Genomic DNA, 11,841 nt, shown 5'->3' with positions numbered 1-11,841 from the left:
TTTGTTGGTGCGTCGAATAATGGGTTAAAGAAGCTTTCTTGAACTTTTTCGCCTGCTGTATCAAATAATTGGAATGATACTCCGTATTTTCCATCTTTTAATACAAATTTAACACCTTTTGCACTTCCTTTTAAGCCTTCATATGAAAGGTTTGTAGTTTGTCCACCATGAGTATTTACAATATTTTTATCTGCTAATGCTGGATTTACAATTATTCCTTTATATGGGGTTCCTTTTTTATTTTTTGTAAGGAAGGTTCCCTTTTGAATAGCAGGGAATGATTTTGGATCGTTTGCAGAATCTATAATTGCTTGTTTATCTGCATCAGTTCCATTTCATTCAAATAATGTTCCAGCTTTTGCTAATTTAGCCATTTCTGGATAAGCGAAATCTGCGCCTAAAGCTTGTAAGCCAGATAATTCTGCTTCTTTGGTGAAGGTTTGATCAGCTTTAAATTTATTTTGGAATTTAACAACTGCTTTTGCTGTTCCATTAGCATCGTTTTGATCTTGGAAAGTAATTTCACTTACTTCAAAGAATTCTGAATTTGCGCCTGATAAAGTAGCATTAATCATATCAGCTGTTAAGTCTGAAGGATAAACTTCAGATGCAACAACTGTATCTTTTAATGAAATAGTTGCTTCAATTGCTTGAATTTCTTCATCAGAAATTTCTTTAGTTTTGAATCCTGTTACTTCATATGCTTTGTTTAATACTTCACCATCTCTTGAAGCTTGAACATCAATTCAAATTGAACCTGTAAAGTCATTTGCTGAACCTTCAACAATGCTAATTACAGTCACAACATCTCAACTCATTGTAGCTTTTTTACTATTTTTGTAAAGTTGGATAAGTCAATATTGGCTTCTGAAGGTAAAGTTGTTGCTTTTGCATCATTTTTGTAATCTACAACTAAATCGATGTATTCTTTAGCTAATTCAGTGATTTGGAATCCATCTATTTTTTTGTCCGCAAATGCTGTTTCATAATCAATTGAACCATCAGCATTTCTTTGTACTAATTTTACTTTGAAAGTGATGTAACCATCAACTCTAAATTGTTTAAAATCATCGTATACTAATTCTAATTTAGGGAATCCTTCAATTGCTTGTGGTGTAATTCCAGTAACTACTGAATCATGAATGAAAATATTTTCTTTATTAGGGTAATCAAAATTAATTTCAGCTAATTTAGCATCAATTTCTTCTGTAGTTAAAATATCAAATGCTGTAGTTGCAGTTTTTAAATTGTGATATTGGTCATATCTTCTATTTAAAGGATTTCTATCGTATTTACCTAAGTAGAAACTAAAGCCATATTTTTTAGCTCCGTCTGCTTCTGTTGGTTCTTCAACAATAAGGTTTACTTTATTTCTTGCATCATCATAATTTTCATCAACTAATTCTTTATCAAATAAGCTTAATGAAGTAACACCTTCTGGCAATTCGCCAGTATATTTAAATAATAAGGTTCTTTGATTTGCTGTTTCAGCATCGTATGCTTGTGCATAAATATTTCTATTTGTGTAATCAAAATATAACACTGCTTCATTTTGTAGAGCATCTAATGCTTTTTTAGCTGCTGCATTTTGAACAAGTTCATATTTAGTATTAATATCTCTATTAAGTAAAATAACATCATAACTTGAAGCGTGAGTTTGAATTGAACCTGTAAAAGTTTCGTTTAATACTAAATCACCTTTTTTAATAGTATATGTGAATCTTCTTGCTCCATTATTAATGTCATCAATTAATTCTTGTGGATAGTCACTTAAATTTTCTGGAACTTCTGGAGTAAGTAATTCTAAAGTATTAATTTCAACACCATCTGGTAAATTAAATTGAATTTTTTCTTTTACAACTTCTTGAGCATCTTTTTCTAAAATTTGTGCATCATCATATGTATAGAAAATTTCTCCTGCTACTGCTTCTTCATCTTCAGTTGCTGGTTTACCTTTAATTCTTTGAGCAACTTTATTAAGAAGAACTTGGTCATCAGATAACATTGTGAAGATTCTTTCGTTGTCAGCTGATTTGTTTCCAGCGTTTTCTTTGTCAACTAATTTAAATAAACCTTTAACATCTGTAGTTGAATTTTCAACATTTGAAAATTCACCATATTCAATATCTGCTCAATCAGCATATGGATTAACAACCGTTAAATCTGCTTGTTTGTGTTCAATCAAGTCTGCTCTTGATGTAGTTTCAGGATTTGTCACACTCATTTGAATTGCTTGGGCAATTAAAGCAAAATCATCTGCTGATAAGTTTGCATTTGATAAATTAACTGTTGCTTCTTTATTTGCACTGAAATTATTGTCAAAGTTTTTGTCAATTACTTTATAGGTGAAAGTTGCTGTTTTGTTTTCTTTATTGATAACTAATGTTGATCAATCAACAACTACATCAGTAGTTTTTTCATTTGGATTTGTAATAGTAAATCCTTCGCTTGATTTACCTTCTGATTTTAAAATTGACAATTGGAATGGTGTTTTATCGCTTGCAAATTCTACAGCATTTAATGCTTGTGTTAATTCTTCTGCACTTAATCTATTGTCATCTAAAGTCACTCAGTATTCTTTTTTATTATCTGGATTGTTTTTATTTGTTAATGTAACTTTGAATTTAGCTGTTCTATCATTGTTTTCAACACTAAAATCAGATAAAGTCATATTTACAAATTCATCAAAGTTTTGAAGATTTTTAATTTTTGATAAAACTGTGTCATCACCTTTAGCAGCAACTAAATCTTGTGCTGAAGTAGATTTAGTTTTGTATGCAAATGAAACATATGAAAATAATTCATCAAAATCAGCATCTGTCATAAGGAAATTACTAAAGGTTTTAGTAATTTGGTTAGTTGATTCTATATCATGTTTTTTGTCTTTAATTCTATAAACAATAGTTACTTTTCCATATTTAACTGGAACAATTCTTAAATCAGAAATTTCATATCTATTTGTGTCATAATTGCTAAATACAAATGCTTCAGGTGTTAAAGCACTTTCAATTTTAGTATTTACATTGTCATTAAGTTTAACTTGTACTTTTGGCAACAAATTATTAATTTTTCAAATAATTTGACTTTTAGTTGCATTTGCTTCATCATCTTTTTGCTCATTGTTGCATGAAGCAGCTAGCAAAGGAAATAAGCTAGCTGAAGCTGCTAATCCAGCAAGTATAAGAGGATTCTTTTTAAACTTCATATTTCTCCTTGTAATATCGTTAATTTGTTTCACTAAACAAATTGAATATTTTATATATTAATGTAATTTTAAATTATTTAATTTTATTTTTTGCATTTTTTTTAATAAAATAAATAAAACTAAAAAGAGATTAATTTTTTTCATATTTCTTTTAGGTGAAATGCGAATTAATAAATAAAATATTTTTTTAATGTAAAATTGTTTATTATTTTTAGCGATGGATAGGATGTAGTTGAAAGGCTACACTTTGGTTGGTTTTAGCGCTAAAACAAATTAAACGAAAGGAAATTTAAAATGGCAAAATTAGATTTTAACCGTGATAAAGAACACGTTAATATTGGTACCATTGGTCACGTTGACCACGGTAAAACTACTTTAACTGCTGCTATTGCTACAGTTCTTGCTAAAAAAGGTTTAGCAGAAGCTCGTGATTATGCATCAATCGACTCTGCACCTGAAGAAAAAGAACGTGGAATTACCATTAATACAGCACACATCGAATATGAAACAGAAAAACGTCACTACGCACACGTTGACTGTCCTGGTCACGCTGACTACATCAAAAACATGATTACCGGTGCTGCTCAAATGGATGGTGCTATCTTAGTTGTTGCTGCAACAGATGGTCCAATGCCTCAAACACGTGAACACATTCTTTTATCTAAACAAGTTGGTGTTCCTCGTATCGTTGTTTTCTTAAACAAAGTAGATATGTTAAAAGGTGAAGATGCTGAAATGATCGAACTTGTTGAAATGGAAGTTCGTGACTTATTAAGCAAATACGGATTTGACGGTGACAATGCTCCTATTATTAAAGGTTCAGCATTAGAAGCTCTTAAAGGAAATCCAGAATACGAAGAAAAAATTATGGAATTAATGGATGCAGTTGACAACTACATCGAAACTCCAGTTAAAGACTTCGAAAAACCATTCTTAATGGCTGTTGAAGACGTTTTCACAATTACAGGTCGTGGTACAGTTGCTACAGGTCGTGTTGAACGTGGAAAATTAAGCCTTAACGAAGAAGTTGAAATCGTTGGTTTAAAACCTACTAAAAAAACTGTTGTTACAGGTATGGAAATGTTCCGTAAAAACCTTAAAGAAGTTCAAGCCGGTGACAACGCTGGTTTATTACTTCGTGGTATTGAAAAAAGCCAAATTGAACGTGGACAAGTTCTTGCAAAACCAGGAACAATCGTTCCTCATACAGAATTTAAAGCTTCAATCTATGCTTTAACCAAAGAAGAAGGTGGACGTCACACACCATTCTTCAAAAACTACAAACCTCAATTCTACTTCCGTACAACAGACGTTACTGGTGGAGTAAAATTTGAAGCTGGTCGTGAAATGGTTACACCAGGAGAACACGTTAACTTAACTGTTGAATTAATCGCTCCTATTGCTGTTGAAGTGGGAACAAAATTCTCAATCCGTGAAGGTGGACGTACAGTTGGTTACGGTAGTGTAACTGAAATTATTAAATAATTCAATTTATTTATTTTATAGTTATTTCTGCATTGGGCTTAAATAACTAGCGCACGAAAATTTCGTGCGTTTTTATTTATTAAAATTTCTCTTAACTATTAAAATATTTAATATATATTATGGAGTTCAATATGATGCAAAAAAAGGAATTTGTTGCCTATAAAATAAGCGATTTAGAGAAAATAGCCAATTATATAATGTCAAATTTGACTAATAGTAAATATTTGTTATTTTCAGGTGAATTAGGGAGTGGCAAAACAGCTTTAATTAAAGAAATTGCTAAAAAATTAAATATAAATGAGCCTATTACCTCACCAACATTCAATTACATCAAAATTTATGATGGTTTAGTCCACATGGATGCCTATAACTTAAATGGTGACTTATCTGAATTTGAAGATTATTTTGAAGATAATCTAATTGCTATTGAATGAGCTGAAAAAATCCAAATATATGAAAATAATTACATTAAAATTAATGTGAAAGTAGGAAAAAATAACGAAAGGTATTATGAAATTGAAATCATTGACAAAAAAATATAAACTTTATTTAGACACTGCTAATGATGATTTTGTAATTGCTTTATTTGATGAAAAGTACTGTAAAATAGCTGATTATGTTTTAACTAATTATCAAAAAAAAGTTAAATTAATTCCTGAATATTTTTTAAAAATTTTAAGAGAACATAAATTAAGTGTTAATAATTTTGATGAGTTTTTTACAAACTTAGGGCCGGGATTTTTTACTGGCGTAAGAATTTCATTAGTATTTTTACGAACAATTGCGCTTTTTCTAAAAGCAAATTTAAAAACAATTAGTTCATTTCAAATACTTGCCAAACAAAATCCAGATCAGTCAAAATTATTCATCAACGCTTCTGGCAATAAAATTTATGTTTACAAACCAAATACTAATTTCTTCAATGAAAAAGACATTTTAATTGAATTAAATGAAGCAAATTATTCAATTAATAAAATTGATTATGAAGAATTTTTAAATAATTTTGCAACTTATTTACCTTTGTTTAAGTCATATTCTGACTTAATGCAAATTGAACCATACTATGTTAAAATGCCACAAATTGGCGAAAAAAAAGATTAAGTTTATCCTTAATCTTTTTTTAATTATTTCAAGTTTACTAAGTAAATTAAAGTTCTGACTAATTGAGATACATATGACATTTCGTTGTCATATCATGCAAATACTTTGTAAAGTTTTTTGCCATTTGCTTCTTGCACTTTAGTTAAAGTAGCATCAAAAATTGATCCATAATGTGTTCCAATTACGTCTGATGAAACAATTTCATCTGTTTCATATTTTAAGCTTTGGTTTGCTGCTTTAGCAAATGCTGCATTAATTTCTTCCGCTGTAGTTTCTTTAGCTAATTCAACAGTTAAGTCAACAAATGAACCAGTAATAGTTGGCACACGTAAAGCAAATCCGTCAAGTACACCTTTAGCTTCTGGCACAACAAGTCCAATAGCTTTTGCTGCTCCAGTTGATGATGGAACAATGTTATTTGCAGCTGATCTAGCTCTTCTTAAATCACCTTTTCTATGTGGCCCATCTTGTAACATTTGATCTGCTGTATAAGCATGAACTGTAGTCATATAACCATTAAGCAATCCAAAATTATCAACAAGCACTTTAACAACTGGTGCTAAACAGTTAGTAGTACATGAAGCACCTGAAACTATTACATCTTCACTAGTTAAAGTTTCGTGGTTTACGTTATAAACAATAGTTTTAACATCTGAACCAGCAGGTGCAGAAATTAATACTTTTTTAGCTCCAGCAATAATGTGTTTGTTAGCTAAATCTTTTTTCACAAAGAAACCAGTACATTCAAGCACAACATCAATATTTAAGTCTTTTCATGGTAATTGTTCTGGATCTTTTTCTGAAAATACTTTAATTTCTTTATCATTAATAACTAAAGCATTTTCTTTGACTTCGATTGAAGCATTTAATGGTCTAAAAGCTGTATCATATTTTAATAAATGAGCTAACATTTTTGCATCTGTTAAGTCATTAATTGCTACAACTTCAACATCTTTATTATTAGTATTTAAAAGATGCCTTAATGTCAAACGACCAATTCTACCGAATCCGTTAATCGCGATTCTTTTCATATTGTCTCCTATTTATATTATTTTATTTAATTTCATTTATTAATATTAATTTATGTAATTATAAGAAAAGTAAAGGTAGCAAAATTCAAAAATAAGTAAAAATGTTTCTTTTTTTCATATTTTCCATATGAAAAAAATTTATTCAAGATAAATCGGCATTTTTTTCATATTTTTTTCATAATTATTTTAAATTTCTTTATTAACTTGTTTTTTTCTTTCTTGTGATAAAATACCGATGTACAAATTTTTATACTTGGTTTTAATTTTAAAATTATAACTAGGGTAAAACATAAATAAGGAGAATTTATGATTACTAAAGAACAAAAAGCTGAACTTGTTAAAAAATATGGTGAAAACGCTAAAGACACAGGAAATACTTTAGTTCAAATTGCTATTTTAACAGCAGAAATTGAAGACTTAAAACCACATTTTGAAGTTAACAAAAAAGACTTACATTCACGTCGTGGTTTTCTTGCAAAAATTGCAAAACGTCGTTCATTATTAGACCATTTAAAGAAAACTAACAATGAAAGATATCATTTTGCTCTTAAAGAATTAAATTTAAGAAAATAATCAAAAAGTGCATTTTAATGCTCTTTTTTTATATAAAAAAAGCACTTTTATAATTAAGTGCTTTTATTTTTACATTTTTTCTGGAATTGAAATTTCAATTAATTTCATACCGTTTTGTAAAACAATGCTTACCGCTTTAACTAAAGCCAATAAACTTTGTTTATTATTGCTTTCAAGAATTTTTTCTCCATTTGAATATCATGAATTAAATTCTTTTGCTAATCTAATTAAATATTGAGTAATTAAATTAGTCATATATTTATCAGCTGATTTAATTACTATTTCTGGAAATTCTAATAGTGTAGCAATTAATTTTTGGTCTTTTTCATTTTCATATTTTTCAGCTTTTAATTCATCTAAATTAATATTTGCTTTGTTTAATAATGAATTTGCCCGTGCATTAGCATATTGTACTAATATTGCTGGGTTGTCATTGCTTTTACTTGTTGCTATATCAATATCAAAATCTAATTTTGAATTATGTGTTCTGTCAAGCAAAATAAATCTTGCACTATCTTTGCCAACTAAATCAATGAATTCTTTTAAGAAAAAACTTGTTCCACGTCTTTTTGACATTTTGAATTCAGAACCATTTTTGATTAATCTTACAAGTTGCATACACAATACTGAAAAGTTTTCTTTTTTATGTCCTAAATCTTCCATGGCACATTCCATTCTTTTAATGTAACCTGAATGGTCTGCACCTCAAACATCAATTAATTTACCGTTTTCACCAGTTCTTTCAAATTTGATATTATGGTATGCAATATCTGGCATAAAGTATGTATAGGCACCATCACTTTTAACCAACACACGATCTTTGTCATCTCCATGAATAGTGGTTTTTAATCAAGTTGCTCCATCTTTTTGGTATGAATTTTTCAATTTTTTAATGGTATCTTTTAATACTATTTCATTATTTGCATATAAAGATTTTTCACTAAAGAAAATGTCGAATCAAACGCCAAATTCTGATAAATGTTCTTTAATTTTAGCTAGAAAAATTGCAACTGAATCTTCTTTAAATAAATCTAATGTCTCACCAACAAGTTCAACACCTTTATATTTATCCGCATATTTTTTATAAATTTCGCCTGCGGCATAAATAATATCCTCACCTTTATAAGATTCTTCAGGCATTGGATAATCAGAATTAAAAATTTGTTGATATCTTGCAAAAACACTTTCAGCTAAAGCATTTATTTGATTTCCGGCGTCATTTATGTAATATTCTCTAACTACATCATAACCTGCAAATTCTAAAATATTACAAATAGTTGAACCAATGGCCGCATTTCTTGCATGACCAACATGTAAAAATCCTGTTGGATTAGCAGAAACAAATTCAACATTAATTTTTCCTTGTTTATTACCTTTTCCATAGTTCTTATTCTTAGCTAAAATTTCATTAATTGCCTTTACAAACATTTCATCGTTTAAAAAGAAATTAATGAATCCAGGTCCAGCAACTTCAATGTTTTTTAAGTGTAATTTTTCTTTTTTAGGTTCTAATTTTTCAATAATTTGTTTTGCAATTTCTTGAGGATTTTTTCCTTTATTTCCCATTGCCATATTTGTAGTTAAATCTGCATATGTTTTTGGTTCGATTAAAATTGGTTCTCTTTCAAGTTCAAGTTCTTTAGCAATTGCTTTTAATTCAATTAAAATTAGTTCTTTGATTTTTTCTTTTTCCATAATGCTTTTATTATATTAAATTATATTGTCTTTATAGATTAAATAAATGTAACAAAAAAAGTCCTATTTAATAGAGCTTTGGTCATTATCGTTCAATTTGCCTAAAATTTCATTCAATTTTTTTACAACTTCTTGATCAATAAGTTTTTTTAATGCTTCATCATTTAAACCGATATTTTTAACTGTTTCTTGTTCTTTAGAAACATCATTTGCATTGGTATTTTTGTTTACTTTTTTTCTATTTTGTAAACTATCAAGCAATGCTGTGGCAAATAAACCGCCAGGTAAAGATATAATTGCAATTCCAATTAATGAAATAATTGGAATTATCATCTTAGTCATTTCGGCATGGGGAACAAAATCACCATATCCTATGGTAGTTAAAGTAATAGCAGTAAAGTATAAAGAATCTCAAAAATTAGAAACTAAATTTGAATTTTGTAAATAAAATTCATTGATTTTGGTTTGATTTTCTACACTGTTTATTTCTTCACTTAAATTCAATTCTTTTAGCACAAATTGATACTCACTATATCAAATGGTTAAAGAAAATAAAATTAAAATAACCAGAATAAATATGAAGGCTGAAATAATAATGCTTTTTTGTTTTTTTAATGATTGTGACATCATTTTAAATGAACTGAAAATGCTTAAAAGCATTATTAATCTTAAAATTCTTAAAATTTTTAAAGTCCCAAAAATTTCAAAAATTTTGATTTCTTTCCCGCTTCAAACGTTAATTAATGAAAAAGAAGGAAGCAAACAAATAAACATAATTCAAAAAGTGCCTGTTAAATAAAATCTTAATAAAGAAATTTTAAAAGTTGATTTTTTTGGATCTCGTATAACATAAGTGATTTGTCTTAACAAAATGTCACTTAATAAAATTACAAAAGTAACAATTTCTAAAACTGAAACAATTGACTTGTTAAATTGAGTGTTTTTCTTTAAAAACACAAAGGTTGTGAAAGATAAAATAATGAAAGTTGCAATAATGATTGCATATAAATTTCTTAATATTCTGGCTGTATATCTAAGATTTTTATTTGTGAAAGGAATTTCATAATCGCTTGTGACAATAACATTTAAAAATCTTAAAAACCCATAAAATTTATCATTGTTAGGCAAATTTTTTTGTATCTCTTTAAATCTAATACGCATAATATCTATTATAATTAAAACTATAATTTTATTTTAATAAAGGATACTATATATGTGAATAATTTTTGGTGTAATAATTTCAATTTTTGGATTATTTTTAATCTATTCAATGGTAAAAAATAGAGTGGAGAGAAATAAGAAAGCAAAAGAAAAAATCATTTTTCATAATAAAGCCACCATTGAAAAAAGAAAATTGATTTTTGAATTAAATCAATTGATTGAAAAAAATGCTGAATTATTAAAACATTTTGAACCTTCTGTTGGCGAATATAAAATGTCACAAATAACTTCTACTGCACATAAATATTTAAAATCTAAAGAAAATGAGAAAAATTTTAAAGAATTTATTGTCGCTTCTGATGAGGCTAGTAAATATTTAAATGTTTTTATTAATTTGTCCCAAAATAATAGCAATATGTGAGAGAAAAAATTTCCACAAATTTTGAAGATGATAAATAGCGATTATCAAGAAATTCAAGATGAATTAACTGACGATGAAAAAGTGTCAATTAAAGATAAAGTAGAAAATTTTTATAGTCAAGAATTTGGAGGCAAATAATGAAAAATTTTTTCAATAAAATTAGTATTCCAAATTGATTGACAATTTTAAGAATGGTTTTAATTCTGCCTTTAATTATTATTTTTGGAATTGCAATTAGTAATGTTTGATATAGTACGGGTCAAAATTTTAATTATTTTTTCATGAAAAAAACTTCATATATTCATCTATGATTAGGAATGTTATTAATTTTTGTAATTGCAATGATAACTGATTTTTTGGATGGTTATATTGCAAGAAAATATAAAAGCACAACTTCTTTTGGCAAATTATTCGATCCTCTCGCCGATAAAATCATTATTACTTCTTCTTTAATCTTTTTTGCAATTCTTGGAATTTTGAGATATGAACTTGTTGTATTATTTGTGATAAGAGATTTACTAGTTGATGGTTCAAGAGTCATAATGGCCAAAAATAACCTTGATATTAAGGCTTCTATTTGAGGAAAAATCAAAACATTTTCTCAAACTATTGGAATTATTGTAATTTTTTTATCTTTCTACATTTATTTAAATGTAATATCTGCTGATCATTCTGTTAATCCTTTAAAAATCCAAAAAAATTTATTTATTATAAATCAAGTAATTTTTAGCATAGTTTTATTGACTAGCATTATTTCAGGTGCTCAATATATGTGAAAAATTAGAAAGTTTCTTAAATTAAAATAGCAAGATTCGTTCTTGCTATTTTTGTAAAATTAAAACTAAAAAATAAATTGAAATAGAAAATAGAGAAATAATTAAAGTTCAAACACCAAGAGAATATAAAATAGATTTTTTTCTCTTGTCTTTATATTCTTTTTTTGAATAACTAACATTTGATAATGCGTCTTCCAACATTTTGTTTCTTAAATCTTCATCTAAATAATTAATTTCTTCTTTATGATAAATTCTTAAATCGTTACTTTCTTCTATTGGTATATACATTGTGTCTGATGACAATTTACTATTTTCATTTTTTTGTTCTTGTTCCATAACTTAATTTTAGTAATTTTAAGTTTAAAATTAAACAAAATTAAAAAAATATAAAAT

At 27.4% G+C, this 11,841-nt stretch carries 12 protein-coding genes; 6 read left to right on the top strand and 6 right to left on the bottom strand.

Annotation, left to right across the window (positions count from 1 at the left end; translation table 4 throughout):
* On the bottom strand, positions 1-818 hold an 818-nt coding region (locus Q346_RS0102370), incomplete at its 3' end, for a lipoprotein 17-related variable surface protein (protein WP_027332907.1).
* Positions 794-3,205 (bottom strand): hypothetical protein, encoded by a 2,412-nt coding sequence (locus Q346_RS0102365; protein ID WP_027332906.1) that lies wholly within the window; start codon positions 3,203-3,205, stop codon positions 794-796. The genes Q346_RS0102370 and Q346_RS0102365, both read right to left, overlap by 25 nt.
* 294 nt (positions 3,206-3,499) lie before the next feature.
* On the opposite strand from Q346_RS0102365, the gene tuf reads away from it, so the two are divergent.
* The 3 genes from tuf (at position 3,500) to tsaB (ending at position 5,791) form a co-directional block, all read left to right on the top strand.
* A complete protein-coding gene (gene tuf, locus Q346_RS0102355) occupies positions 3,500-4,690 on the top strand; it encodes an elongation factor Tu (protein ID WP_027332905.1) in 1,191 nt (396 codons plus the stop codon).
* A 131-nt stretch (positions 4,691-4,821) separates the two neighbouring features.
* Complete coding sequence (gene tsaE / locus Q346_RS0102350; protein WP_027332904.1) at positions 4,822-5,232, top strand: tRNA (adenosine(37)-N6)-threonylcarbamoyltransferase complex ATPase subunit type 1 TsaE; 411 nt, start codon at positions 4,822-4,824, stop codon at positions 5,230-5,232.
* Positions 5,201-5,791 carry a tRNA (adenosine(37)-N6)-threonylcarbamoyltransferase complex dimerization subunit type 1 TsaB gene (gene tsaB / locus Q346_RS0102345; protein ID WP_027332903.1) on the top strand — a complete coding sequence of 197 codons (591 nt, stop codon included), beginning with the start codon at positions 5,201-5,203 and terminating at the stop codon, positions 5,789-5,791. The genes tsaE and tsaB overlap by 32 nt, the downstream gene beginning before the upstream one ends.
* 23 nt (positions 5,792-5,814) lie before the next feature.
* Here tsaB and gap read toward each other — a convergent pair whose 3' ends face one another.
* A complete protein-coding gene (gap, locus tag Q346_RS0102340; RefSeq protein WP_027332902.1) occupies positions 5,815-6,822 on the bottom strand; it encodes a type I glyceraldehyde-3-phosphate dehydrogenase in 1,008 nt (335 codons plus the stop codon).
* Between the two features lie 306 nt (positions 6,823-7,128).
* Between gap and rpsO the strand changes: the two genes are divergently transcribed.
* The gene (gene rpsO / locus Q346_RS0102335; protein ID WP_027332901.1) at positions 7,129-7,395 is read left to right on the top strand and encodes a 30S ribosomal protein S15; all 267 of its coding nucleotides are present in this window, start codon (positions 7,129-7,131) and stop codon (positions 7,393-7,395) included.
* A gap of 69 nt (positions 7,396-7,464) precedes the next feature.
* On the opposite strand, the gene argS is transcribed toward rpsO, so the two are convergent.
* Positions 7,465-9,090: an arginine--tRNA ligase gene (gene argS / locus Q346_RS0102330; RefSeq protein ID WP_027332900.1), complete on the bottom strand. Its 1,626-nt coding sequence runs from the start codon at positions 9,088-9,090 to the stop codon at positions 7,465-7,467.
* Between the two features lie 63 nt (positions 9,091-9,153).
* Positions 9,154-10,251: a potassium channel family protein gene (locus Q346_RS0102325; RefSeq protein WP_027332899.1), complete on the bottom strand. Its 1,098-nt coding sequence runs from the start codon at positions 10,249-10,251 to the stop codon at positions 9,154-9,156.
* A 52-nt stretch (positions 10,252-10,303) separates the two neighbouring features.
* Between Q346_RS0102325 and Q346_RS03840 the strand changes: the two genes are divergently transcribed.
* Together Q346_RS03840 and pgsA are read left to right on the top strand one after the other, a co-directional pair.
* Positions 10,304-10,810 carry an MHJ_0274 family protein gene (locus Q346_RS03840; protein ID WP_051521795.1) on the top strand — a complete coding sequence of 169 codons (507 nt, stop codon included), beginning with the start codon at positions 10,304-10,306 and terminating at the stop codon, positions 10,808-10,810.
* A complete protein-coding gene (pgsA, locus tag Q346_RS0102315) occupies positions 10,810-11,478 on the top strand; it encodes a CDP-diacylglycerol--glycerol-3-phosphate 3-phosphatidyltransferase (RefSeq protein WP_036437978.1) in 669 nt (222 codons plus the stop codon). Before Q346_RS03840 ends, pgsA begins: the two co-directional genes overlap by 1 nt.
* 15 nt (positions 11,479-11,493) lie before the next feature.
* Here the strand turns inward: pgsA and Q346_RS0102310 are convergent, their stop codons facing one another.
* Positions 11,494-11,784, bottom strand: coding sequence for a hypothetical protein (locus Q346_RS0102310; protein WP_027332897.1), 291 nt, complete (start codon positions 11,782-11,784; stop codon positions 11,494-11,496).
* Between the last annotated feature and the right edge of the window lie 57 nt (positions 11,785-11,841).

Source organism: Mycoplasmopsis gallinarum DSM 19816 (assembly GCF_000621085.1).
Taxonomy (GTDB): Bacteria; Bacillota_I; Bacilli_A; order Mycoplasmatales; family Metamycoplasmataceae; genus Mycoplasmopsis; species Mycoplasmopsis gallinarum.
This window is presented reverse-complemented; position numbering and strand designations above follow the sequence as displayed.